This is a genomic window from Pseudomonas sp. S2_H01 (assembly GCF_054668305.1).
Genome location: NZ_CP162756.1, coordinates 5,823,071 through 5,848,696, shown reverse-complemented (window position 1 = coordinate 5,848,696; position 25,626 = coordinate 5,823,071). Strand labels below are relative to the sequence as shown.

Annotated in this window: 22 protein-coding genes and 1 pseudogene; 12 read left to right on the top strand and 11 right to left on the bottom strand. The window is 60.9% G+C overall.

Translation table 11 applies throughout. The annotated features are described in order from the left end of the window. Positions 1-84: 84 nt before the first annotated feature. Entirely contained in the window at positions 85-1,419 is a 1,335-nt protein-coding gene (locus AB4N84_RS26105; protein WP_460043889.1) for an ABC transporter substrate-binding protein, read from the bottom strand. Positions 1,420-1,493: 74 nt separating this feature from the next. Beyond that, complete coding sequence (locus AB4N84_RS26100) at positions 1,494-2,540, bottom strand: zinc-dependent alcohol dehydrogenase (RefSeq protein WP_460043887.1); 1,047 nt, start codon at positions 2,538-2,540, stop codon at positions 1,494-1,496. A gap of 155 nt (positions 2,541-2,695) precedes the next feature. Here AB4N84_RS26100 and AB4N84_RS26095 point away from each other — a divergent pair, with 155 nt between their 5' ends. Together AB4N84_RS26095 and AB4N84_RS26090 are read left to right on the top strand one after the other, a co-directional pair. Continuing rightward, a complete protein-coding gene (locus AB4N84_RS26095) occupies positions 2,696-3,850 on the top strand; it encodes an ABC transporter ATP-binding protein (protein ID WP_460043885.1) in 1,155 nt (384 codons plus the stop codon). 139 nt (positions 3,851-3,989) lie between these two features. Continuing rightward, positions 3,990-4,589 (top strand): hypothetical protein, encoded by a 600-nt coding sequence (locus AB4N84_RS26090; RefSeq protein ID WP_074750436.1) that lies wholly within the window; start codon positions 3,990-3,992, stop codon positions 4,587-4,589. 89 nt (positions 4,590-4,678) lie between these two features. On the opposite strand, the gene AB4N84_RS26085 is transcribed toward AB4N84_RS26090, so the two are convergent. From AB4N84_RS26085 to AB4N84_RS26075, 3 genes are all read right to left on the bottom strand, one after another. Further along, a complete protein-coding gene (locus AB4N84_RS26085) occupies positions 4,679-6,136 on the bottom strand; it encodes a YncE family protein (protein WP_460043883.1) in 1,458 nt (485 codons plus the stop codon). A gap of 37 nt (positions 6,137-6,173) precedes the next feature. Continuing rightward, entirely contained in the window at positions 6,174-6,596 is a 423-nt protein-coding gene (locus AB4N84_RS26080; RefSeq protein ID WP_460043882.1) for a DUF305 domain-containing protein, read from the bottom strand. A 74-nt stretch (positions 6,597-6,670) separates the two neighbouring features. Next, complete coding sequence (locus AB4N84_RS26075; RefSeq protein WP_460043881.1) at positions 6,671-7,594, bottom strand: LysR family transcriptional regulator; 924 nt, start codon at positions 7,592-7,594, stop codon at positions 6,671-6,673. 137 nt (positions 7,595-7,731) lie between these two features. On the opposite strand from AB4N84_RS26075, the gene AB4N84_RS26070 reads away from it, so the two are divergent. Both AB4N84_RS26070 and AB4N84_RS26065 read left to right on the top strand, forming a co-directional pair. Further along, positions 7,732-8,787 carry a tartrate dehydrogenase gene (locus tag AB4N84_RS26070; protein WP_074750444.1) on the top strand — a complete coding sequence of 352 codons (1,056 nt, stop codon included), beginning with the start codon at positions 7,732-7,734 and terminating at the stop codon, positions 8,785-8,787. A 100-nt stretch (positions 8,788-8,887) separates the two neighbouring features. Beyond that, a complete protein-coding gene (locus AB4N84_RS26065; RefSeq protein WP_460043879.1) occupies positions 8,888-10,240 on the top strand; it encodes a dicarboxylate/amino acid:cation symporter in 1,353 nt (450 codons plus the stop codon). Here the strand turns inward: AB4N84_RS26065 and AB4N84_RS26060 are convergent. Further along, positions 10,237-10,914, bottom strand: coding sequence for a murein L,D-transpeptidase catalytic domain family protein (locus tag AB4N84_RS26060; protein ID WP_460043878.1), 678 nt, complete (start codon positions 10,912-10,914; stop codon positions 10,237-10,239). The genes AB4N84_RS26065 and AB4N84_RS26060 overlap by 4 nt on opposite strands. A 330-nt stretch (positions 10,915-11,244) precedes the next feature. Between AB4N84_RS26060 and AB4N84_RS26055 the strand changes: the two genes are divergently transcribed. After that, on the top strand, positions 11,245-11,835 hold the full coding sequence (locus tag AB4N84_RS26055) for a cell wall hydrolase (protein WP_460047150.1): 591 nt from the start codon (positions 11,245-11,247) through the stop codon (positions 11,833-11,835). A gap of 237 nt (positions 11,836-12,072) precedes the next feature. Here the strand turns inward: AB4N84_RS26055 and AB4N84_RS26050 are convergent, their stop codons facing one another. After that, the gene (locus AB4N84_RS26050; protein ID WP_074750451.1) at positions 12,073-12,927 is read right to left on the bottom strand and encodes a CAP domain-containing protein; all 855 of its coding nucleotides are present in this window, start codon (positions 12,925-12,927) and stop codon (positions 12,073-12,075) included. Between the two features lie 340 nt (positions 12,928-13,267). Here AB4N84_RS26050 and AB4N84_RS26045 point away from each other — a divergent pair, with 340 nt between their 5' ends. After that, positions 13,268-13,924: a peroxiredoxin-like family protein gene (locus tag AB4N84_RS26045; protein WP_460043877.1), complete on the top strand. Its 657-nt coding sequence runs from the start codon at positions 13,268-13,270 to the stop codon at positions 13,922-13,924. A gap of 122 nt (positions 13,925-14,046) precedes the next feature. Continuing rightward, positions 14,047-14,949, top strand: a complete 903-nt coding sequence (locus AB4N84_RS26040; protein ID WP_460043875.1) for a LysR family transcriptional regulator — start codon at positions 14,047-14,049, stop codon at positions 14,947-14,949. Between the two features lie 12 nt (positions 14,950-14,961). Here the strand turns inward: AB4N84_RS26040 and AB4N84_RS26035 are convergent. After that, positions 14,962-16,187: pseudogene (locus AB4N84_RS26035) on the bottom strand (carbohydrate porin). A 364-nt stretch (positions 16,188-16,551) separates the two neighbouring features. Continuing rightward, positions 16,552-17,430, bottom strand: a complete 879-nt coding sequence (locus AB4N84_RS26030; protein WP_460043873.1) for a LysR family transcriptional regulator — start codon at positions 17,428-17,430, stop codon at positions 16,552-16,554. A gap of 135 nt (positions 17,431-17,565) precedes the next feature. On the opposite strand from AB4N84_RS26030, the gene AB4N84_RS26025 reads away from it, so the two are divergent. After that, positions 17,566-18,912, top strand: a complete 1,347-nt coding sequence (locus AB4N84_RS26025) for an MFS transporter (protein WP_460043872.1) — start codon at positions 17,566-17,568, stop codon at positions 18,910-18,912. 13 nt (positions 18,913-18,925) lie between these two features. Here the strand turns inward: AB4N84_RS26025 and AB4N84_RS26020 are convergent, their stop codons facing one another. Together AB4N84_RS26020 and AB4N84_RS26015 are read right to left on the bottom strand one after the other, a co-directional pair. Next, positions 18,926-19,702 carry a carboxymuconolactone decarboxylase family protein gene (locus AB4N84_RS26020; protein ID WP_460043871.1) on the bottom strand — a complete coding sequence of 259 codons (777 nt, stop codon included), beginning with the start codon at positions 19,700-19,702 and terminating at the stop codon, positions 18,926-18,928. Positions 19,703-19,931: 229 nt separating this feature from the next. Further along, complete coding sequence (locus AB4N84_RS26015) at positions 19,932-20,915, bottom strand: aldo/keto reductase (protein WP_460043869.1); 984 nt, start codon at positions 20,913-20,915, stop codon at positions 19,932-19,934. Positions 20,916-21,012: 97 nt separating this feature from the next. Between AB4N84_RS26015 and AB4N84_RS26010 the strand changes: the two genes are divergently transcribed. From AB4N84_RS26010 to AB4N84_RS25995, 4 genes are all read left to right on the top strand, one after another. Next, positions 21,013-21,921, top strand: coding sequence for a LysR family transcriptional regulator (locus tag AB4N84_RS26010; RefSeq protein WP_460043868.1), 909 nt, complete (start codon positions 21,013-21,015; stop codon positions 21,919-21,921). Between the two features lie 88 nt (positions 21,922-22,009). Beyond that, complete coding sequence (locus tag AB4N84_RS26005) at positions 22,010-22,912, top strand: LysR family transcriptional regulator (protein ID WP_460043867.1); 903 nt, start codon at positions 22,010-22,012, stop codon at positions 22,910-22,912. 133 nt (positions 22,913-23,045) lie between these two features. Then, a complete protein-coding gene (locus AB4N84_RS26000; RefSeq protein WP_074750467.1) occupies positions 23,046-23,939 on the top strand; it encodes a LysR family transcriptional regulator in 894 nt (297 codons plus the stop codon). Between the two features lie 316 nt (positions 23,940-24,255). Beyond that, positions 24,256-25,566, top strand: a complete 1,311-nt coding sequence (locus AB4N84_RS25995) for an MFS transporter (protein ID WP_460043866.1) — start codon at positions 24,256-24,258, stop codon at positions 25,564-25,566. Positions 25,567-25,626: the final 60 nt, after the last annotated feature.

The window sequence follows — 25,626 nt, the reverse complement described above, 5'->3', positions numbered from 1 at the left end:
TGCCCGCGATTGCGATGCGAATGTCACCCTCGCGACGCCTGTACGGACGCCATCGCGGACAAGCGCGCTCCTACAAGGGGCTTTCTATTTCAGCAACTTCACCTTGCCGTCGTAGTAACCCGCTTTCTTGAGGATGTCCTCCATCTTGCTGCCGATGGCCTTGGCACCGGCCTCAACGCTGGACTTGCCGAGCATCATTGAGGTGCCGTTTTCGCCGACCACTTCAGAGATTTCAGGCCATTGCGGGAAGCGTGGACGATAGTCCGGTACGCCGCCTTCCCACGAAGTCACCATCGGCTGAACAAACGGGTACTTCTTCTGCACGTCCGGGTCTTTGTAGACCGACATCCGGCCACTGACGCCTCCCGCTTCCAGGTAAGGTTTGGCCATGGCTTCAGAGGTGACCCACTGAATGAACAGCCACGCGGCCGCTTTCTGTTTGTCGCCGGAATTGGCGTTGACCCCGAGCGAGAAACCGCCCAGCGCAGGCTTCAGACCCGCTGGCCCCTTGGGCTCGGTGGCGACCGCCAGGCAATCGGTGATTTTCGATTTGGCGGGGTCGGCCAGGGTGCTGTAGAACGCCGACCATTCAGTGATCATCGCCACTTTGCCTTGGGCAAGGGCGTTGACGGCTTCGTTATGGTCATAGTCGACGATGCCCGGCGGCATGAATTTCATCAGGTCCTGACGGAACTGCAGACCTTCCTGAGAGGCCTTCGAGTTGAGGTTGGATTTGAAGTTGGCGTCCAGCAGCGAACCGCCGAACGGCCAGAGGAAACGCATGAAGCTGTCCGCCGACTGGGTTTCACCGCGCCGCGATTGCAGGGCATAGGCGTAACGGTCCTTGGACTTGTCGGTGAGCTTGGGCGCATAGACCTTGAGCAACTCATCCCAGGTCGCTGGCGGTTTGTCGAAACCGGCGTCCTTGAGCATGCATTTGTTGTAGAACAGCAGGCCCGAGTAGTTATCGAAGGGCAGTCCGTAGGTCTGACTGTCCCAACTGCCGAACGACTCGAGCAGGATCGGGAAGAAACCGTCAAGCTTCAGGTCCGGGTCGGCCAGCTTGGCGTCTTTGGTGAACGTGGTGATCGGCTCCAGCCAGCCATTCCCGGCGAACTCACCGATCCACACCACGTCGGTCAGCACCACGTCCAGAGGTTCGGCGCTGCTGAAGCGCAGCACTTCCTGCTCGCGGGTATTCTCGTACGGGATGATTTCGTAATTGACCTTGATCCCGGTCTTTTTCTCGAATTCCGGCAGCAGCTTGATGGCAGCAGCGTAGCCGGGGCGATCGAGAAAGATGGCTTTGATTTCGGTGCCTTTATAGGGCGCTGCGGCTTCTTCCAGTGTCCAGGCCTGAGCAGCACCAGACCCCAGCGCGACGGAAAGGGCGAGGGCATTCCATACCAGCTTCTTCATTACGTGACCTCATTATTATTGTGGGCGAGGATTACGCGTTGTCTGCGCTCACGCGCATCGGGAGTTACAACTTCTTATGAGTCAGTCTCTTGCTCGGCGTTGGGCAAAATGATCGTTTTCAGCGCACCGTCGAGAAACTCCGAGGGGTAACTGAAAGCCTTGGTGGCGTGTTGAAGGTCGAAGCGGTGGGTGACCAGGCAATCAACATCCACCAAGCCTTGCGCGACCAGTTGAATCGCCCGGTCGTACACATGGCCCATGCGCCGTGACAGGCGAATGTCCAGCCCCTTTCGACGCAACAATGAGGCGCTCAATGGCGCGTATTGATCGCCGTCGGGAATGCCCACCAGCACCACTCGACCGCCAATGCGCGCGGATTGCGCGGCAATCTGAAACCCTTCGGGCGAATTCGTCGCTTCCAGAACCAGATCGACGCCGCGGCCATCCGTCCACTCGGCAATCGCGGCGTGGTCGGCGGCCACTTCATCGGCACCCAACTGGCGGGCTTTCTCGGTGCGGTAGTTGATCGGGTCGATGGCGTAAATGGCTTTTTTGCACATCATCCGCGCCAGTTGCAGCAGGCACAGGCCGATAGGGCCGCAACCGATGATGGCGACCGTTTCAAACAGTTTTTTGCTGCCCGCCAGGTCCATCGCATGAATCGCCACGCCCAGGGGTTCGAGCATGACGGCCTGGACCGGCGTGAAGTGGTCGGGAACGGGATAAATCTGGCTGGGCGAGACCACGATGTACTCGGTCATGGCGCCGTGGGTGTGGGGCGGCGAACCCAGGAATTGAACGTGCGGGCAGAGGTTCACATGACCGCGATGGCACCATTCGCACTGGCCACAGGGTTTGGCCGGATCAACCGCAACCAGCTGGCCGGCTTTCAAACCCAGCGCGGGTTGATCCTCGACCACGCGGCCGGCGAATTCATGCCCGGCGATAAAGGGCTGCGTGATACGTGCATGGCCGATGGCGCCTTCCTTGTAGTAATGCAGATCGCTGCCGCAGACCCCGACAGCGCTCACCCGCAACAACACTTCGTCGCCAACCGGCACCGGCACCGGCTTTTCACCGATGCGGATGTCACGGATGCCATGGATGTATGCAGCCCGCATTCGGTGCGCTCCTTGACATTTGTATTTTTAGAATTACAAATGATCGTAGGACGAAATAGTTTGATGTCAAGTGCGCTACCGTTAATGGATCGGTATGCGTGCCTACGAAGTTTGCATACGGTCATCCAACAACAATAATTTCAGGGGACACGATTTTGACTGAGCTCAGTTTGAGTGGCGTCGAGAAAGCCTATGGCGACATCAAGGTGTTGCATGACATCCACCTGAGCATCGAAAGCCGCGAATTCGTGGTGTTCGTCGGGCCTTCCGGGTGTGGCAAGTCGACCTTGCTGCGCTGCATTGCGGGGCTTGAGAGCATCACCCAAGGGCAGATCCGCATCGGCGCGCGTGACGTGACGTTCCTGGAACCGGCCGATCGCGGTGTGGCGATGGTCTTCCAGTCCTATGCGCTGTACCCGCACATGTCGGTCTACGACAACATCGCCTTCGGCCTCAAGATGCAGAAAATCCCGAAGGACCAGATCGAGGCCAAAGTGCGCAACGCTGCGCGCATCCTGCAACTCGATCCCTTGCTGGATCGCAAACCCAAGGCACTGTCCGGCGGGCAGCGGCAGCGTGTGGCCATTGGTCGAGCGATCGTCCATGAACCGGAAGTCTTTTTGTTCGACGAGCCACTCTCCAACCTCGACGCCTCGCTGCGGGTGCAGATGCGTATCGAGATCGCCAAACTGCATGCCGACCTGCAAGCAACCATGGTCTACGTGACCCATGACCAGGTCGAAGCCATGACCCTGGCCGACAAGATCGTGGTGCTGAACAAAGGCTGCATCGAACAGGTCGGCTCGCCACTGGAGCTCTACCACCATCCACGCAACCGCTTTGTTGCCGGCTTCATTGGCTCGCCGCAGATGAGCTTTTTGAAGGTGTCAGCGGCGGCGGTCAGTGCTGAGGGGGTTGAGGTGATCCTGCCCGGGGGCGGGCGTCTGTGGGTGCCGGTGCAGGGCGAGGGTGTGAAGGCGGGTGATGCGCTGACCTTGGGGCTGCGTCCTGAGCATCTGTCCGAACGGGGGCAGGGAGACGCGCAGATTCCGGCGAAAGCGCTGGTCGTGGAGCACCTCGGCGGAGAGACGTTTACTCACGCCGAGACCGCTGACGGCAGTGACCTGATGATCAAGGGCGACGGCATGTCCCAGGTCAAGGCCGGGCAACCACTGGCGATTGGCGTGTCCGGGGGGCGATGCCACCTGTTCGATGCGCAGGGACAGGCGTTGCCGCATCGGGTCCATTACACCGCGCGGGCGACTGAAAATAGCCTGCAATCACCCGGTTCAGCGGCGGTTGCGGGGTAACGGTTTAGCGCTCGGTAATGCCAGAGAGGTCATCCCAGAGCGGTTTCTTATAATTTTTTCTTCAGTGATGGCCTTTTGCGCCGATACAGCCCTGGGCCCGATGCGTTATCGGGCAGATGTTTAAACCAAGGAGCTGTAGATGCGTATTACCAGTGTTTTGATGTTGGCGGGCACCTTGCTGCTGACCGGTTGTTCGTCGCTGATGCAACCTGTCGATAACCAGACGGTGCAGCCAAGCGCGCAAGACGGCGCTCAAGTCGTGTTCATGCGCAGTGCGTTTACCGCCAAGGCGATCGACGCATCGCTGTATGACGTCACCGGCGGCAAGACGCAATTCGTCGGCATTCTGTCCAACGACACCAAGATCGCTTACCCGACCGCCCCAGGCCATCGCACCTTTATGGTCGTGTCCGAAGCCGCCGATTTCCTGGAAGCCGATCTGGCGCCAGGCAAGACCTACTACTCGATGGTCACTCCCCGCATGGGCATGTGGAAAGCACGCTTCTCCCTGTGGCCGGTGGCGCGCGATCCAAAGGCTGAATACAGCCTGCAATCCAAGGATTTCAAAGACTGGATCGGCGACACCAAACTGGTCACCAACTCACCCAAATCGCTGAACTGGTTTGAAACCCACAAAGCCGATGTCGAAGCCAAGCGCGTTGAATACTGGCCGGTCTGGCAGAAGAAAAGCCCAGCTGACCTGCAATTGCGCACCTTGCAGGCCGCTGACGGACAGTAACCTGCTGTAAGTCCTGACGTCAGCGGGTCGCACGTCTTACCCATTTGGTAATCATGTCGCCACAGGTAAGCCGTGCAGCGCAAAAGCGATTACTGCGCCTGAACCTGCGCCAACGCGCCCAACTGATCAGGCTTGCCCGCCACCACCACCAGATAACGCCGCTGCTCGGGTGTGTCGTTCTGCACGATCTGTCGGATCGGGCCGATAGTGTTGACGATGGCCGACCCCGCCGGGTTGGTCATGAAGGCTGACAACGGCTGCAGGTTGCCACTGCCATCCGGCTTGTCGGCCAGTGCCAGGGTGTAAGGCTGCTTGGGTTCAAGGCCCGTGACCGCCGCTTGCAACACTTGTGTCAGGCCCTGGTTGAACAGCGTGACGCTGGTGGGTGCTTGATCCGCAGGCTTGCCAACCGCGTTCAAACTCAGGTGCGCAGCTTGCCCGGCCACCCCCAGCGGCTTGAGGTTGTCGGTGCCAGCACCTTTCTCCACTGCCTTGGGCACATAGGCAATCGCTTGCGGCGCCTGGCCAATCGGGATGTTGGCGATGACCTTGTTGCTCAACGTGTCAATCACCGCAAACGCATCGGCGTTTTCCAGGCCCACATAAATACGGCTGCCGTCACCCGACGGCCAGATGCCGTGAGGCAAGTTGCCGACCGGGATCGTCGCAACTTTCTCGAACGTATCGGTGCGATAGACCTGCACCTGATTCAGCCCACCCACGGTGATGTAGGCGAACGAGCCATTGGCGTTGTTGACCAGGTTGACGTGGTTGGCAATCGGCCCGATGTCCAGCGTCTTGATCAGCTTGAACGGAGGCGTGGCTTCAAACACCTGCGCTTTGCCGACATCCTTTAGCGTGAACCAGACCTGCTTGCCATCGGCGGACGCGGCGATATTCGGGCAGAACGGGCTGGCTTGTGGCACGTGGCCGACGATCTTGTGATCGGCCACGGACACCACCACCGTTTCCGGATTGAACGAGGAGCAGATGTAACCGTATTTGCCGTCCGGCGAGAAAATCTGCATGCCGGGCCCTGCCGGTGTCTTGATGCGAGTCTTTTCCTCGAAGGTCTTGGCGTCGATCACCGATACGTAATCCTCGCCGCGCACGGTCACCCACACCTCTTTGCCATTGGGGGTGAAAAACGCTTCATGGGGCGCTCGCCCAACGTAGGTCTTGTGCTTGACGGTGTTGGTTTGCGTGTCAATGAACGACACCGAGTTGGTGCCGATGGAGACCACCGCCAATGTCTTGTGATCCGGCGAGAAGCCTAGTCCGTGCACCAGCACTTCGCCTTTGTACAGCGGGCTCAGGTTACCCGGCTGTGGGTCGCCGAGGCTGATTACCCCGAGCAGTTTGTTGTCTACCGGATCGGTGACCGATACGGTATTTGAGAATTGCTCGGCTGCGTAAAGGCGATCCTGATGGGAGATGGGAATGTCCTTGGCCGAGGCCTTGCCGGGAATCTGTCCGGCGAAACTGGACATCGAAGCGGTTATCAAGGCGCAGGTCAGCAGCGCCATAGGAAAACGAGGGAGGTGCATGAGATTTCCTTCTTTTCGTGAAGTCAGGGAGTGACGATCAGGGCTGTGCCGTGATCGGTGCCTGGGTCGGGGAGGCGACAGAGGGCGGCAACGGATCGCCGATGGCCAGGCGCATCGCGGCGATTTCCTGCTGTTGCTCGACGATGATTTCCTGGGCCATGCGCTTGAGCTGTTCGTTGTGGCCGTACTTGAGCAGGGTCACGGCCATGTCGATGGCGCCCTGATGATGCGCGCTCATCATCGCCACGAAATCGCGGTCAATGTCGCCGGTGGGTTTGCTGTCCATGCCGGCCATCATCGTTTCCATGGCGGCAGCGTTTTCGCTGAGGAAGGGAGCCTCGGCGCTCACGGGATCGGGAGCCCCGTGCTCATGGCCTTCGTGACCCATGGCGGCGGACACCGCGCTCATCAGTAGCAGCGCGACGCCGCAGCGCAATGAAGGGCGGGTGAGTCGTAACATGTGCGTTTGCTCCTGTCTGAAAGCGTTCACAGGCAGGACGCACGGCGCAGCGGGTTATTCCATCGGCAGGTGCATCATTCGATTTCCGACGCCGACTCCCCCAAGTGATCAATGTGCGTGAAGCGCTCGACCAGAAAGTCGATCAGGCTTCTCACGCGGGCGGACAGGTGCAGTTGCTGCGGGTAGACCGCGTAGACGTCTGCCCGGGTCGGGGTCTGGTCTTCGAGCACCAGGCGCAGGCGGCCGCTGCGCACATAACGGGCGATGTCCCACTCGGCTCGCAGCAGAATGCCGTAGCCCTCCAGCGCCCAGTTCAGGGCGACCTCACCGTCGTTGCACCCCAGCGCGCCGCGCACCTTGATGTTCTGCGTCTTGCCGCCGTTGGTGAAGCTCCAGACGCCGTAGGGCGTTTCGTTTTGCCGCAAGAAAATGCAGTTGTGCTGTTGCAGGTCGGCCAGCCGCGTCGGCACGCCATGCTTTTCCAGATACAGCGGCGAGGCGCACAACAGGCGGCGGTTGGAGGCGATCTTACGCGCATGAAACGCGGCGTCCGGCAGGGTGCCGAAACGGATGCCCAGATCGAAGCCGTGGGTGGCGAGGTCCAGAGGGTGATCGCTGATTTCGAGCTGGATCTCCACCTCCGGGTAGCGCGCAAAAAACGCCGCGAGCGCCGGGCCGATATAGCGCCGGCCAAACCCCAAGGAAGCATTGACGCGAATCAGGCCCTTGGGCGTGGCGCGGCTGCTGCTCACCAACTGTTCGACCTCCTCGATCTGCGTGAGAATTCGCGCCGCGTGGGAAAAGTACAGCTCACCCTCGGTGGTCAGGCTCATGGATCGCGTGGTGCGGTTGACCAGACGAATGCCGAGCCGCGCTTCCAGTGCGCTCAGTCGCTTGCTCACGGCGGGCGGTGTCACCCCCAGCTCCCGCGCCGTGGCGGCTAGGCTGCCTTGTTTGGCGAGGAGGTAGAAAAACTGCAGATCCAGGGACTGATTCATTCGTAACTCAAAGTTATGGATGTAGTGATTCTGGGGCACTCACTGCGTGGCGCTCACTACATATACTCCGCTCACACCCTGCTTGAACAGCCCGGTTCAGGCGGCATAACAAAAACGTGACGAGAGTGGAGTTGATCATGAACGCATACAACATTGCAGCGATCCCAGGCGACGGCATCGGCGTTGAGGTCATCGCAGCCGGTGTGGAAGTGCTGCAGGCCTTGTCGAAAAAATCCGGCTTCGCGCTGGAGTTCAAGCACTTCGACTGGAACTCGGACAATTACCTGAAGAATGGCTACTACATTCCCGAAGGCGGCCTGGCTGAGCTCAAGACGTTCGACGCGATCTTCTTCGGCGCAGTCGGCGCCCTCAATGTGCCGGATCACATTTCCCTGTGGGGCCTGCGTCTGCCGATCTGCCAGGGCTTCGATCAGTACGCCAACGTGCGCCCGGCGCGCGTGCTGCCCGGCGTGAAAAGTCCGCTGCACAACGGCGACCAGATTGACTGGGTGGTGGTGCGCGAAAACTCCGAAGGCGAATACTCAGGCAATGGCGGACGCGTTCACCGTGGTTTGCCGGAAGAGGTTGCCACCGAGGTGTCGGTCTTTACCCGTGCCGGTGTCGAGCGTATTCACCGCTTCGCGTTTGAACTGGCGCAAAGCCGGCCCCGCAAACACCTGACCATGGTCACCAAGTCCAACGCCCAGCGTCACGGCATGGTCTTGTGGGACGAGATTTTCTACGAGGTGGCCAAGGACTTCCCGGACGTTAAAGTCGACAAGGAGCTGGTGGACGCCGTGACCACGCGCATGGTGCTCAAGCCTTCAACGCTGGACGTGATCGTCGCCACCAACCTGCACGCCGATATCCTGTCGGACCTGGCGGCGGCGTTGTCGGGCAGCCTGGGCATTGCACCGACGGCCAACCTCAACCCGTCGCGCCAATTCCCGTCGATGTTCGAGCCGATTCACGGTTCGGCGTTCGACATCACCGGCAAAGGCGTTGCCAACCCGGTCGCCACCTTCTGGACCGCGGCCATGATGCTGGAGCACCTCGGTGAGCCTGCTGCCGCCCAGCAACTGATGTCGGCCATTGAGGCCGTCACTGAAAGCGGGTTGCACACGCCGGATCTGGGCGGCACGGCGACCACGCGGCAGATCACCGATGCAGTGCTGGCGCTGATCAATCGCTGAGGCGGCGCATCGATTCAAAGTAATGCAGTTATCGCCGAGGGGCAGGGCCCCACCTGATCCCTCGGTACTTCCTGACAACAATAAAAATCAGGGCCCTGTCATGAAAAGAATACTTGGCAAACTCTACGTACAAGTCCTTATCGCGGTCATTCTCGGCGCCATCGTCGGGGTGTTCGTTCCCGAAACGGCCACCGCGCTAAAACCCCTGGGCGACGCGTTCATCAAGCTGATCAAAATGCTGCTGGCACCGGTGATTTTCCTCACCGTGGTCTCGGGCATCGCCCGCATGGAAAGCATGAAAGAGCTGGGGCGCGTCGGCTTCCGCGCGCTGCTGTATTTCGAAGTGGTGTCGACGTTGGCGCTGGTGGTCGGGTTGGTCGTGGTCGATGTGTTCAAGCCGGGCGCCGGCATGAACATTGATGCAGCCACGCTCGATACCTCAAGCCTGGCGACCTACACCACCGCCGCCAAGCACGCCTCGTTCATGGATTTCATCATGAACATCATTCCCGACACCATCGTCGATGCCTTCGCCAAGGGCAACGTGCTGCAGATTCTGCTGTTCTCGATTCTGCTGGGCGTCGCGCTCGCTCAGGTCGGCCCTCGCGGCAAGGTCTTCGTCGACGCGCTGGACAGCCTGATGCAGGGCATGTTTCGCATCGTCAACATGGTCATGCGTCTGGCGCCGATCGGCGCGTTCGGCGCCATTGCCTTCACCATCGGCAAATACGGTTTCGGCTCGCTGTTCTCCCTCGGCAAACTCATGGCGTGTGTGTACCTGACGTGCGCGGTGTTCGTGATTTTCGTGCTCGGGCCCATCTGCCGTTACAGCGGTTTCAGCCTGTGGAAGTTCCTGCGGTTCATCAAGGAAGAACTCTTCACCGTGCTGGGCACCAGCTCGTCGGAGTCGGTGTTGCCGCAGATGATTTCCAAGATGGAAAAAGCCGGTGTGTCGAAACCGGTGGCCGGGATGATCATTCCTTCGGGGCTGACGTTCAATCCCGACGGTCAGGCGATCTATTACACCATCGCCGCGATTTTCATCGCGCAAGCCACCAACACGCCACTGACCCTGACCGATCAATTGATCGTACTGGCCGTGCTGATGTTTACCTCCAAAGGCTCGGCAGGCGTCACCGGTTCAGGTTTCATCATCCTCGCGGCCACCCTGGCATCGCTGGGCACCATTCCAGTGGCGGGGATGGTCCTGCTGTTGGGTGTTGATCGCTTCATGTCCGAGGCGCGGGCAATCACCAACACCATCGGCAACGGCGTGGGCACCATGGCCATCGCCAAATGGGTGGGCGCGCTGGACACGGAGAAGATGAACAGGGCGCTCAACGGCGAGCCTGAACCGGAAAAGGCCGAGTCTGTCGGGCCCGAAAAGCCGGCGGTCACTGCGTCGAATGCTCCCGGGTTGCTGCCGGCGCTCAGTCGCGTGTCACAGGGCTAGCGCAACGTTATTCCGGGCGTGCAGTGGATGAACGTCGATGACTTCAGCCACTGCGAGTCCGGGTAATAAATGAACACCAGTTGACCGTCCTTGAGCGTGTCGATTACCGGCCGCGCGGCGGCAGTCGGCACCGCAGGGCAACCATGGCTTCTGCCGATTCGCCCGTTTGCACGGGCGAAGTCGTTGCTGACGTAATCGGCACCATGGATGACCACGTCCCGTTCGAAGGCCCGGTCGTTTACCCCCGGCTCAAGGCCGTCCATGCGCAGCGAATAACCGTTGCGCCCGATATAGGTCTCGCGGGTGCTGTAGAGGCCAATGCTGGACGCCAGGCTGTCCGGCGCGTTGGAAAACTGCGTGGCCAGGTTATCGCCGCTGTTGCGGCCATGGGCGACCAGCTCGTGGAAGAGCAAGGTGCGCGTGGCGAGGTCGAAGACCCACAGGCGCTGCTCGGTCGAGGGAAGCGAGTAATCGATAACGGCGAGTTTTGTGGTGGGCGTGTTGGACGTCGACATCCGGCATTGCGCCGATTGCACGGCCAGTTCGATGACCTGAGGATTGGCGTCCGGCGCGGCACGGATCAGGGCGGCGCTCAATCCCTGCCCGCTTTCGGCGCAGACCAGCGCGGGGCACAGCGACGCGATCATCATCAGTAAAAACAGCTTGGTTGCCATGCATTACGCTCGCTGGGAAACGGCATTGCCACCCCTCAATATCGTCAACCGTGCAACGTGGTTGCAAGCACCACTCGTCCCGACGCTGAAAGCCGTTGCATAAAGTTAAAACGCCACTATGCTGCTTCCAGCGAGCTGGTCTCAGGTCGCAGTAGGTCTTTGGCGTCTCCCAACAACACCCATAACCCGTCGACGACTGCTTGCGATGTTCCGGTTCACCCGTGGCGGACCTGCCTGGATGGCGGCCAGCGGTGAGGCGGGTGCAGGTGCGATCGGCCTTGAACAGAAGGTTCGACGATGCGCCTTATTTGCCTTTCAATCTGCCTGCTGATGGCGACGTTCGCGGGCCAGTCGCAGGCGGCTGACGCGCCTCCGGCGCCGGAAGCCGTGGTCAGCAAAGCACAAGTGCTGGAAGAAAAAGCGGCTGACAAGGACGGTGCGACACCGGCCGTGCCCAAGAGCGAAATCATCACCCAATCCGAAGCCCAGGCCGTTGACCCTGAGGGTGCGGCGTCGGTGGACGATGCCATCGTCTGCCTCTCGCGCACGATCTACTGGGAAGCCAAGGGCGGCACTGATGCGGACATGTCGGCGGTGGCCAACGTCGTGCTCAACCGGCTGGGCCATGAGGGCTATCCGGACACGATCTGTGGCGTGGTCAAGCAGGGTTCAGAGAAGAAGGCCTGCCAGTTTTCCTGGTGGTGCGACGGGCGTTCCGATCAGGTGAAGGAAGATGATCGCTACGCCGCCTCCAAGGAAATCGCCCGCAAGGCGCTTAACCAGCAACTCACCGACAGCACCAAGGGCGCCATGTACTTCCACGACCGCAACGTCAAACCCGCTTGGGCCAGCGAGTACATCAAGACGGCAGAGACCGGGAAGTTTCTTTTTTACAAACCGAGGGACGGGAAAGCGAAGTAGGGTGTAGATACCTGATCCAGCGCACAGCGGGTGTGTCGATTCTGTCTCCCACAGGGACCGAGTCAATGCGCGCAGCGAGGATGCAGTCCAGGTGGAAGTGAGCGCGCTCGCGAATGCGGTGTATCAGCGACGTCATTGCCCAATGACCCACCGCATTCGCTACCCTCGTAACCTCGGACGTCTCCTACAGTGATCGAGTCAGTCCGCACAAGACAGCGGCGGGCGTTCACATGGTGGCTACTGCTTCACCCCAAACATCGCGGTCCAGTAAATGCCGGCGTCGCTTTTCGGATCGGTGGCGTAGGCGGCGCCCAGGTCGCGGAAGTCGGGGTTCATCAGGTTGGCGCAGTGACCGGGGCTGGCGAGCCAGCCTTCGACCACCTTGCGCGCGCTGTCTTGCCCGGCCGCGATGTTTTCGCCGATTTGCTGCCCGATATACCCGGCGAGTTCTGCCCGGTCGCCGGGGGTGCCGCCGTTGCGGCCTTTGTGATCGAAGTAATTGTTGTTGGCCATGGAACGTGTGTGCCCCTCGGCAGCCGTGGCGAGGGTGTCGTTCCACGCCAACGGCGCAGCGGCCGAGAACGGTTGACCGCCACACTGATGCGGCACGCTGCGGGCGGCGTTGATCAGCCCAAGTATTTTCTGCCCCTCGGCCTGGGCGTTGCCCAACCCACCGGCCAGCAAAGGCCGTGCCAGCACGATGCGCCAGTCACGGTCATTGCGGCTCACGCCCACGTCGACAAACTGCGGGTCCAGGACCACCTGACAAAAACTTTCCTGAATGGCTTTCATTGCCGACGCCGCGTCACGCGGGCCGGACAACGAGATCGCCTGGACGGTCACCATGGGATAGGACGCTCGGGCCAGCACCTGTTGCAGATCCACGCTGCCGGTGGGCGGCAGGTTAAGGCGTGAATCGGCCGTCAGGGGAGGGAGTTCTTGAGACACGACGTTGGCGCAGGGTTGCGCCTGGCTGCGAAAGCTGTTGATCGACTGCACCAGTTGCGTTTCTTCACTGGCCTGCGCGGTGCCGGTGACCATCACCAGCCATGAAAAGGCGGCAAGACCCATAGAAAATGATGTGAGGCGCATGAAGATCTCCCTTGAACTGACTGCGGCCATGATGCGCGATTTTGCCTGTATCGAAATAGTCTGAACGAAACAATCTGAACGAAACAATCCACGGAGGTTGCAATCGAGTGACTGCTTTTTGCAATCGTTGCGATAAAAATGCTGCGCGTACCGTGGCCGCGCGAAGGGATTGCCGGGCGGCAGACGCGGCGCGATGGGTCATTGCGTGGTGACAGGGGACAGCAAGCCTGCCCATTCCTTCAACGCATGACTGTTATCACCCGAGCCCGTCTTCTTGGGGGCGGTGAGGATTGAGAGGATGAGCGCCTTGCTTCACTCATCACTCACAAGGAATACCGCCATGACCCTCCAAGCCAAACTCGACGCCTTTAAAGCTGACTTCGTTGCAGGCAAGCCTCCGTACAACGCCCCGGCACCCGTGCACGTGATCATGAAGCGCGCCACGGATGAACTGATCGCATCCGGTCAGGCCCAACGCACACTGAAAGTGGGTGACAAGGCGCCGGTCTTCACCCTCAACGATCCCGAGGGCAATCCGGTGTCCTCCGCCGAGCTGCTGGCGAAAGGGCCGTTAGTGATCAGTTTCTACCGGGGTGTCTGGTGCCCGTACTGCAACATGGAGCTGCAGGCACTGGAAGAAGCCTTGCCTCAGTACCGTGAACTGGGCGCGAATCTGGTGGCAATTTCTCCACAGGTTCAAGCCAACAGCCGCAAATCGGTGCGCCAGAACCACCTGACCTTCCCGATTCTCAGTGACGTTAAAAGTCAGGTGGCCGAGGCTTTCGGTCTGCGCTTCAAACTGCCGGATTACCTGATCGACCTGTATAAAGGTTTCGGTAATGACCTGCCGACCTTCAACGATGACGCCAGGTGGGTACTGCCGATGCCGGGTCGTTTCGTGATTGGTCAGGACGGGTTGATCACGTACGCCGAGGTCAATCCCGATTACACCCTGCGTCCAGAACCGACCGATCTGTTGCCAGCCTTGCGCGGCTGAGCAGTGTTGTGAAACCAGGCTGCCACCTCCCGTGGCAGCCTTTTTGGCGTGCAGGCTGTTGCAACCTTCGTGTATCAGCGATGCTGCGCACTGCCCGAAGAGCAATTGAAGAAGGAGTGCTGATGGACCGTCTGGCCGCGATGGAAACCTTTATCTGTGCCGTGGAAACCGGGTCGTTCTCGGCTGCCGCCAAGCGTCTGGGCGTAGGGCAGCCCGCGGTGTCGAAGTCCATCGCCTCGCTGGAGGAAACCCTGGGCACGCGCCTGTTGTTACGCACCACACGCGGATTGACGCCAACCGAGGCCGGGCAGGCTTACTACGACGCCGCCAGACTCACGGTCGATCACGCCAACGAAGCCGATGCCGCAGTGCGCGGGGTGGGCTCGGGCTTTACCGGGCGCTTGCGAATCAGCGCCGCAACGACCTTTGCCAGCCTGCATGTGGTGCCTTATCTGGGGCCATTGCTCAAGCAGCATCCGGGGTTGAACATCGAGGTGATTCTCGATGATCGCAGTGTCGACCTGGTGGAAGAGGGCATCGACGTGTCGCTGCGCATGGGTGTGCTGGACGACTCATCGATGACGGCGAAAAAGATTGCTCAAGGACGGCGACGGGTGATTGCCACGCCTGCGTATCTGGCGTGCCATGGGACTCCTGTCCATCCACGGGATCTTGAAGGGCACCAGGCGGTGATCTATAACCGCGCCGGGGGCGGCGATACCTGGCCGTTGCGCCGGGGAGACGAAACACACAGCGCATCGGTGGGCGGGCGTTTGCGCGTGTCGGCCGCTGAAGGGGTTCGCGCGGCGGTGAAAGCCAACCTCGGCCTGGCGATGGCCTCCGAGTGGATGTTCGCGCCGGAGCTGGCGAGCGGTGAAGTGGTGACCGTGCTGGATGACTGGACGTTACCGTCCATTGACCTGTGGGCGGTGTTCCCCGCAGGCCGCATGACCAGCGCCAAGGCCCGGGTGTTCGTGGATTACGTCGCCGCGCTGCTGGGCAATGAACGCCCAGACAGCGTTTGAGCGGACCGTGGGTTACAGCGTCGCCTTGACCTGCAAGCCGACGATCAGGGTGTTGTCGATGTCCTCGCCATAGAACGCGCCCGGTTCAATGATGTACTGCACCGAGGGGCGCACGGTCAGCCATGGCGCGATCTGTGCGCCGTAGGTCATCTCCACCAGACCTTCGCCGCTGGCCAGGTCAGGGAAGTCCTGACCGTTGGCCAGCGCTGCGTTTTCCTGCACGTCCCGGCTGCGCGAGTTGAAGAAGGCGCGACCGTAGCCGATGGCGACGGTGTCGTTGGGGCGGGACACAAAGGTTTTTTCAGGGCAAAGCCGGTCGAGTCCCAGCGACGGAACGGCGCGGCGGCAGCGCTGGCATTGGAGAACTGACCGAACACGTGGACATTGCGGCCGCTGACATCACTTGAGTTCCAGATCGCCTGGTCCATCAGGAAATACGAACCCTCACGCCCGGCGACTTCCTTGCTCGTGCCGATGCGCGGGGCGTCGGACGTGTCGTAGTAATAGCCGACGCGATACTCGCCGGGCAGCTCGCCGAGCACGTTGTAGATCGCTTCGATGGGCAGAATGTTGCCCGTGCTGTCTTTGGGCGCTATGTCCCAGGCGCGACTGGATTCGCCGTTGCTGGCGGCGTCGACCTTGAATGCGGCGACCTGCAACGCGAAGTTCGGCGTGAAGCGGTACTTGGCCATCGCCCCCAAGTGGGCGTTAGGGTAGTTGCTCCAGCCGCTGCCGCCTGACATCGCCAGTGGATGACCGCAGAAACCAGCGTTCATGAAGTTGCACAGAATCCCGCTGCTCAGGCCGCCCAGGTCGTTGCCCATCGCCATGTAGCCCAGCTTGACGTTCAGTGCAGGGGTGAAGAGGGTGTTTTCGTAGCTGAGCTCGGTCAGCCGCGTGTACAGGCCGCCGTAGTTTTCCTGCACCGGCAGGCGGTTGCCCACCAGATCGCCGGATCCATCGTTGCCGCGTCGGTCGTTGAGCCTCAACTGCACTTTGCCGCCGCTTTCCAGGCCCAGCAGTTTGCCGAGATCAAACTGCGCACCCAGCTTGATGTTCTGTGAATAGCGGGTGCCACGCTGTTTGCCGCCGTGAGCGTTGTAGACCGTCTCCCCGCTGTAGTCGCCGGTGATTTTCACGCCCTGTGCGGCCAGTCGGCTACGGCTGCCGTCCCAGTCACCCGTCATCGTCGACTGCTCCAGCCAGTCATCGGCCAGGGTCGGCGCGGATGCGGCCATTGCCAATACGGAGCCGACGACCAGCGCTGTGGAAATGCCACGGCGCGAGCCGGGTTCGAACGTGAATTGCGAAGGATTGCTCATTGATCAACCTGAAGGGCAGTCGCTCGTCACGGGGACGACAGCGTAAAAAGAAGAGGGCCGCGCGCGGGCGCGCTCGCAAGCGGGCGCAATGAAACCATAAAATGGACTAACTGGTTAATCTGTTTTTGCGATGACGGGTATCGTTGCTGTCCATAGTCATCAGGTTGCGCACAGCCATTCAGGCCTGACGGCGCGTTGAAGCTTGAAGTTGTTGCGAAGGGGGCGGGTGTACGGGCCATCCCAGCCGTTCAATTCAGGTCCTTCAATTCAGGTGCTGGGATCACGCCAGCGCCTGGATCAACCGCTTGAAGGCAGGCAGCGCCGGGTTGTCGTTATCCCTGCGCGACACTCGATACAGCTCCGCATGCAATTGCGCATCGCTGAGCGGGCGAAACGCGAGGTTTTCGCTGTGCAGCTGCGTGGCCGAGGCCGGAACGATGGCCACACCCAATCCCGCCTTGACCATGCTGATCACGGTGTGGGTCTGCCCCACGTGATAAACGTAACGCGGGGTGACGCCGGTCATGGCGAACAGCCCTGCGATGCAGTCGTAGAAATACCGGCCTTCATCGGGTGCATACATCACGAACGGTTGCAGATCGAGGTCGCGCACGACGATGGCGCGCTTTTGCGCAAGCGGGTGCTGCTGCGGCAGCGCAACCAGCAAGGGTTCACGACTGATCAACTGGGCGTCGAGGGTGTCGTGATCACTGACTTGCCTGACGAATCCCACGTCGATGCGGTGGGCGGCCAACGCGTCGAGCTGCGCGCTGGACACCATTTCCTTGAGCGTGAACTGCAACCCCGGCAGTTCCTGGGCGGCACGGGTCAGCAACGCTGGAATCATCTGGTACGCGCTGACGGCCGTAAACCCCAGCGTCAGGTTGCCGGCTTCACCCCGCGCCAGGCGCCTAGCGCCTTCCGCGGCCTGATCGGAGAACGCCAGAAGGTGCCGGGCGTCCCGTAAAAAGCCCAGACCGCCGGCTGTTAGTTTCACCGAGCGATTATTGCGTTCCAGCAGCTGGATACCCAACCCGCGCTCGAGCAACTGAACCTGACGACTCAACGGTGGTTGCGTCATGTGCATTCGCGTCGCTGCCCGCCCGAAGTGCAGCTCTTCGGCCACGGCGACGAAACAACGCAACTGGTGTAATTCCACGATTCAATATCCGCATCAGTCCATACAGTCTCTATGTTAGACCTGAATCGATCGCTGCTCCTATCATCGGCGTGAGAGTTGTACGACAACAAAAACAAAATGCCCGCCTTCAACGGAGCGGGTGGGAGACACATCATGCTCAGCAAGTCCCTTCCCGCGGATTTCGTCGACGCGCAAGCGAAGGTCGGCCGCCACCGTTTTCTCATTCTTTCGATGATCTTCATTGTCACCGTGGTCAACTATGCGGACCGGGCGACCATGTCCATCGCCGGCACTGGCGTGGTCAAGGACCTGGGGCTGGACCCGATGATGCTCGGGATGATTTTTTCAGCATTCGCCTGGGCCTATGCGCTGGGGCAGATTCCGGGTGGCTGGCTGCTTGATCGCTTTGGCGCGCGTCGCGTCTATGGCTGGAGTCTGGTGCTGTGGTCGTGCTTTACGATGGCGCAGGGCACCGTGGGCTGGTTTGGCCTGATGGGCGCCTCGGCCGCGATGAGCCTGTTCGCCATGCGCTTCATGCTGGGGCTGGTCGAGTCTCCGGCGTTTCCCGCCAACAACCGCATCGTGTCGTGCTGGTTCCCGACCAGTGAGCGCGGCACCGCGTCGGCGTTGTTCAACTCGGCGCAGTACATGGCCGTGGTGCTGTTCACGCCGCTGATGGCCTGGCTGACCCACGCGCTGGGTTGGGAACATGTGTTTCTGTGGATGGGCGGGCTGGGACTGGTGCTGAGCCTGTTCTGGTTCGCGCTGTACCGCGAACCCCACAGCCACAAGCGTTTGAGCAGCAAGGAGCTGGACTACATGCGCGAAGGCGGCGCTTTGGTGGATCTGGAGCTCAATCGCAAGGCGCAGAAGAACAAAGCGACGTTCAAGGAAATTAAACAGCTGTTCACCAGCCGTACGCTGTGGGCGATTTATCTGGGGCAGTACTGCATCACTGCGCTGACGTATTTTTTCATCACCTGGTTCCCGATTTACCTGATCAAAGGCCGTGGCATGACCATCATGGAAGCCGGCTGGGTGGCCGCGCTCCCGGCGATCTGCGGGTTTTCCGGCGGCGTGCTGGGCGGGATGTGCTCGGACATGCTGATTCGTCGTGGCGTGCACCCGTCGGTCGCGCGCAAGACGCCTTTTCTGATCGGGATGGTGATGTCGACCGTGCTGGTGATGGCAAACTTCGTCGACGCCAACTGGATCGTCATCGCGCTGATGGCCTTCGCTTTCTTTGGCAAAGGTCTGGCGGCGGTGGGCTGGGCGGTGCTCTCAGACACCGCACCCAAAAACATGGTGGGCTTGAGTGGTGGGGTGTTCAACGGTATCGGCAACATCGCCGGGATCATCACCCCCGTAGTGATCGGCTACATCGTGGCCACCACGGGGTCGTTCAATATCGCGCTGTGGTTCGTGGCGGCACACGGGCTGTTGGGTGTTTTCGCCTACGGCGCTTTGGCCGGCCGGTTTGAGCGGGTGGAGTTGCGCTGATCCCTGGCTGAATTCACCCGGCGCTGCGCGACGCGAACACGTCCTTGAGCACCGGCGCGGCGGACATCGCCTTCGGCCAACCCACATAGAACGCCAGATGAGTCACCACCTCGGCCGCCTGTTCACGTGTCAAACCGTTGTCCATGGCCCGGTTGAGGTGGAACGTCAGTTGTGCCGACTGGTTCTGCGCGATCAGTGCGGCGACCGTAATCAGGCTACGGTCCCTCGGCGTTAGATCAGTGCGGCGCCAGAGGTCGCCGAACAGCACATCGTTGGTGTAGCGCGCCAGCCCCGGCGCAGTGACGCCCACCGAGCCTTCAACCGCGGCACGGCGTTTGGCTTCACTCTCCTCATTCAGTGTGAGCGGTTCGCTCGGCGGTGGTGTGATCTGCTCGGGATCAAGGCCCCGTTCAGCAAACACCTGCTTCGCCACGCCCACCGCCGACATCGCGTTGGGCCATCCGCTGTAAAACGCCAAATGGGTGATCAGGCCGGTGATCTCGACGGGTTTGACGCCGTTGTCCAACCCCAGCTTGATGTGCCCGGTCATCTGCGCGGTCTGTCCACTGGCGAGCAGGGCGGCGAGGGTGATCAGGCTTCGGTCGCGAGGGGGCAGGTCCGGACGTTTCCAGACTTCGCCAAACAGCAAGTCCGTCGTGTAGCGGTAAAGCTGCGGGGTGACTTCAAGGACATCCGGCGACGGTTGGGGGTCAGGGCGGGACTTGCCTTCCTCTGCGCCCGCCAACGCTGAGAAGAACACACTGGCGAGCGTGGTTGCGATCAACTTCATACCTTTGTCTCCTGAAAAAGGGTCCATCTTAGTCAACCCTGACGGGTGGATTAAGGGGCGTGCGCGGGATGCCGTCATGAGCAGCGTTCACCAATGGAGGACGCTGCGCGTGATCCGGAATTATTTGGGATGAATAACAGGGAGTTCGCCACGGCGGGAAAAGCCCTGCCGCCAGTACTGCGCAAACGCAGGACTGGGGCAGGCGTGGGATGAGCTCAGCGGGGCGGGATCACCGGTTGACGGCTTTCTGCAAGTGAGCCGGGTAACGGTCACCGACAATCTCGATGGCCTTAAGGGCCGAGTCGATGGCCTGCAGATCGGTGGCGGTCAGGACGATGTTGGCGGCACCGACGTTTTCCTCAAGCCGATTCAGTTTGGTGGTGCCGGGAATCGGCACGATCCAGGGTTTCTGCGCCAGCAACCAGGCGATGGCGATCTGTGCGCGAGTGGCGCCTTTGCCGTCCGCAATCGTGCCCAATACGGCCACCAGCTGGGCGTTGGCCTTGCGGTTTTCTTCGCTGAAACGCGGCAGGCCCTTGCGGAAGTCGTCGTCAGCGAACGTGGTGTCAGCGTCGATGGCGCCGGTGAGAAACCCTCTGCCGAGCGGGCTGAACGGCACGAAGCCGATGCCCAGTTCCTCCAGTAATGGCAGGATTTCCTTCTCCGGCTCACGCCACCACAGCGAGTATTCGCTCTGCAGCGCCGCCACGGGCTGCACCGCGTGGGCGCGGCGAATCGCATCGGCACCCGCTTCGGACATGCCGAAATGCCGGACCTTGCCCTCGGCGATCAGGTCCTTAAGCGTCCCCGCCACGTCCTCAATCGGTACGTTGGGGTCCATACGGTGCTGATAAAACAAGTCGATGCGATCGGTCTTCAAGCGTTTGAGCGACGCTTCGGCCACGGCGCGAATGGTCTCAGGGCGGCTGTCCAGACCTTGCGGCGGTTCGCCGTTCTTGAAACCGAATTTGGTGGCGATCACGATCTGGTCGCGAAAGGGGGCGAGCGCCTCACCGAGCAGTGCTTCGTTGGTGAAAGGGCCGTAGGCTTCTGCGCTGTCGAAAAACGTGACACCGCGCTCGAAGGCGCCGTGGATCAATTTGATGGCGGCGGATTTCTCCGTCGCAGGGCCGTAGGCGAAGCTCAAGCCCATGCAGCCAAGGCCGATGGTGGACACCTGCAGACCGCCTTTACCCAGTGTGCGTTGTTGCATGTTCTGTCTCCTTCGATAGGTTCGAACTACCTTATATTCATGTACCTTCTTCAACAATCCGCTCAACGTTGCATGGCTACATGAGGTTAATTCATAAATGATTCGAGCCGACTTGCCGGAACTGACGGCCTTCATCGCCATTGCCGAGCACCAGAGTTTCAGTGGTGCGGCCCGGGTGCTGGGCGTGTCGCCCTCGGCGCTGAGCCATTCGATGCGCAACCTGGAGGCGCGGCTGGAAATGCGTCTTTTCAACCGCACCACGCGTTCGGTAGCATTGACCGAGGCGGGCGAGCAATTGCTGCAGGGCGTGCGCCCTTTACTCAATGACCTCACCAATGTAGTCAATGAAGTCACTTCCGCGCGTAATACCCCGTCAGGTTCGATTCGGATCAGCGCTTCAGAGTCGTCGATCAGAACGCTGATTCACAACGTCGTCCCGAAGTTTCTGGAGGACTACCCACAGATCCATATCGAGCTGATCGCCGACAGCCGGTTGGTGGACATCGTGGGCGAGGGCTTCGATGCCGGCATCCGGATTTTCGACGATGTACCCAAAGACATGATCGCGGTGCGTTTCGGCCATGACATTCACTTTGGTGCGGTGGCATCGCCTGCGTATCTGTCGCGGCATCCGGCGCCTCAGCTGCCCCATGACCTGAAAGCGCACCGCTGCATCCGCTTCAAGTTTGCCAGTGGTGCGCTTTTTCGCTGGGAATTCGAATACATGGGGCAGAGCACCAGCGTCGACGTTGACGGGCCGATGACGATGGACAACATCAACATGATGATCGAAGCCGCGCTGAACGGCATCGGCATCGCCTGGGCGCCGCTGACGCAGGTCGAGGACCATCTGAAAGAAGGGCGCCTGGTGCATCTGCTGCCGGAATGGAGCCCGACCTATCCCGGTGTCTGCCTGTATTACCCGGCCAACCGTCACCCGCCAATGGCCTTGCGGTTGTTTGCCGAAGCGGTACGGGCGTGGGCGCAGTCGCGGCAGCCCAACTGATGTCATCGGCATCGATCCATTTGGGTCGGTTTTCTGACTCGCACCGGCACGCCACACGCTCTTTGAATTGGAACCATGAGGATCATCAATGGCCCGTGACAGTTACAACGACCTTCTTGCGTTTCTGGCCGTGGCCCGAGAGCGCAGTTTTACCCGCGCGGCGGCTCAGCTTGGGGTGTCCCAGTCGGCGCTGAGCCATACCATTCGCGCGCTGGAGACTCGGCTCGGCGTGCGCTTGCTGACCCGCACCACCCGCAGTGTTGCGCCCACAGAAGCGGGAGAACGGCTGTTCAACAGCCTGGCGCCGCGCTTCGAAGAAATTGATGCCGATCTCGCGGAAGTTCTGGCGTTTCGTGACCAGCCGCGCGGCACGATTCGCATCACCGCGACGGACTATGCTGCGAACTCGGTGCTCTGGCCGCGTCTGCTGACCTTTCTGCCTCAATACCCGGACATCAAGGTCGAAATCATGACCGACTATGGGCTGACCGACATCGTCGCCGAGCGTTACGACATCGGTGTGCGCCTGGGGGATCAGGTCGCCAAAGACATGATTGCCGTGCGCATTGCGCCGGACATGCGGATGGCGATCGTCGGTGCTCCCGGCTACCTCAAGGACCACCCGGCGCCTGAAACACCGCAGGCGCTGACGCAACACAACTGCATCAACCTGCGTTTACCGACCCATGGCGGATGTTACGCCTGGGAACTGAGCAACGGCGACACCGAGGTTCAGGTCCGCGTCGAGGGCCAACTGACGTTCAACGGCGCGTACCAGATGCTTGAGGCGGTCCTGGCCGGGTTCGGTCTGGCGTACATTCCCGAAGACCTCGCCAGACCCTACGTGGCGTCCGGCCGGTTGCAGTGGGTGCTGGAGGACTGGTTTCCGACGTTCCCCGGGTTTCACCTCTATTACCCGAGCCGTCGTCAGTCGTCCCGTGCGCTCACCCTGGTGGTCGATGCCTTGCGGCTGTCGAAGGGGGCGGTTTGAAGCCCTCATCGACGCATTAATGTGTTCTTTTCCATGAGATGTGCTCATAGCGGCATACCCTTTGCGGGGCTTAATCGCTCCTTTCGAGGCACGTTTTTCGGCGTGTCCCCGGCAACGTCAAGCAGGACTTACGATGCAACTGGAATGGCTGGAAGACTTCATCGAACTGGCACGTACGCGCAGTCTGTCGCGGGCGGCGGAGAACCGTTGCGTGACACACCCGGCGTTCGGGCGGCGGATTCGCGCGCTGGAAGACTGGGTCGGTGCGCCGCTGATCGAACGCAAACAACCGTTGTCGCTGACCCCGGCGGGGTTGTTGTTTCTGGATGCAGCGACGCAGTCGATGGAGTTGCTGCTGGCGGCCCGCGCGCAGTTTCAGAACATCGGCCTTAACCGCGATGAGCCGCTGCGGATCGCGACCGGCCGCACCTTGGCCAGTGAATTCTTCCCGGACTGGTATCAGTCGCTGCACGAACAGTTCGGCGCCTTTGCGGTGTCGCTGGTCACGGGCGGCGCACAGGAAGCGATCGTCAAGTTGTCAGCGGGCGAGGTGGATTTGCAACTGATCTTCTCCAGCCCACTGACCCGTATCCTGATCGACAGCGAGCGCTTTGACTCGCGAGTCCTGGCGCAAGAGGTCTTGTTGCCGGTCAGTGCGCCCGATGGTCAAGGCCTGCCCATGTTCTCGATCCACCCCGACAGCGATGCATCGAGCATTCCCTGGCTGGGGTTCTCGCCGACGCTGTCGTTGCGCGGCGTGCTGGCGCAGCACCTGGCCAGGCTGCCGCAACGTCTGGCCCTGCGAATGATCTATCAGGCTGATTCCTACGAGGCGATTCTGGAAATGGCCAGACGCGGCAACGGTCTGGCCTGGCTGCCCAGAATGGTGGTGCAGGAAGCGCTGGCCTCGGGACAGTTGGTCATCGCTGGCGGCCCTGAGATGCACATCGGCTTTGATATCTCACTGCACCGTCTGCGCTCGAATCGCAGTGACCGTGTGATGCGGATCTGGGACGGGTTGGGTTGATCGGGTCTTGCTGAGAGGCGCAAATACCTGCCCTGTTATTGTGCGTCTTGAAAAAAACACCTCCCGCGCTCGCGTCTGAAATCCCCGTGGCAACGGCGTCGTGCCGAACAGGCTCAAGGCTGTGCCCAAACAGCAATTGTCGAACCGCTGACCCTGATTCACTTTGGCTCCGGGCCGGACAGTCACGAAGGCGCAGATCGTCGATCACTGTCCGGTTGTTTTCACCCATAACAATGACTGCCGTCGCGTCCGCCAGGCGCCCAATGCCCGTGCGGACAGGATCGCTAACTGTGAAACAGACCCGGAAGCCACTCCCATGACCACTCACGCATCCACCGTGCACTCGGCACAGGCAACGACCCGGCGAGGGCCGTGGAAAGAGATTGTCGCCGCCAGCTTCGGCAACGCGCTGGAATTCTATGACCTGCTGATCTACGGCTACTTTGCGGTGGTCATCGGCAAGCTGTTTTTCCCCTCGGACAACGAGACGACCTCGTTGCTGTTGGCCGTAGGCTCGTTCGGGATATCGTTTCTGATGCGTCCACTGGGTGCAATCGTCCTCGGTTCGTACGCCGACCGGGCGGGGCGCAAAGCGTCGCTCACCCTCTCGATCCTGATCATGCTGATCGGCACAGCGTTGATTACGTTCACGCCTTCCTACCAACAGATTGGAATGGCGGCGCCGCTGTTGATCATCGTCGCGCGGATGCTTCAGGGCTTTTCCACCGGCGGTGAATTCGGCGCGGCGACGGCGTTCATGGTCGAGCATGCCGACGCCAGCCGTCGCGGTTTCTTCGCCAGTTGGCAATTGTCGACGCAAGGGCTGGCCACGGTGCTGGCGGCCGGCGTCAGCGCCTTGCTCAGCTACGCGCTGAGCGACGTGCAACTCAATGACTGGGGCTGGCGCGTAGCGTTTGGTGTCGGTCTGTTGATCGGGCCCGTCGGGTTTTACATTCGCAGTCAGATCGATGAGACCCCGGACTTTCAGAAAGTCGTGGCCAACGCCGAGCCGAAAACGCCGCTGCGCGACGTGCTGATCAAAGGCCATGTCAGCCTGTTGCTGGCGATCGGCGTGGTGGCGGGCGCCACGGCGTTCAACTACGTGCACAAGCTCTACATGCCGACCTATGCGCTTAAACAGTTGCAGATCGCTGCGACATCTTCTTACCTCGGTGCGCTGGTGACCGGGATCACGCTGATGATCATGGCGCCGGTGTTTGGCAGTCTGTCCGACCGTTACGGGCGTTTCAGGGTGCTGACGATTGCGCTGCTGATCACCGGTCTGTCGTCGTATCCGATGTTCGTCTGGCTCAACCATTTTCCCAGCGTGTCGACGCTGCTGATGGTCCAGGCCATGGTGGGCGTGCTGATCGCGGCGTGCCTGGGCCCGATTCCGGCGATGCTCGCCGATATCTTCCCGACCAGCATCCGCGGCACCGGCCTGGCGCTGAGCTACAACTTTTCGGTCACCCTGTTCGGCGGCTTCGCCCCGCTGATCGTGACGTGGATGATCGAGGCCACGGGCAGCAAGCTGGCGCCGAGTTTCTACGTGGTTGCGACGTCGCTGGTGAGTGTCATCGCCGTGATTCTACTGGGGCGGCGCATGCGTCACAGCACGCCGGCCTGAGCCTGTCACCCATCCATTTCCATTCATGAATTGAGTGCTGCCGCAGCCCATAGAGGGGCC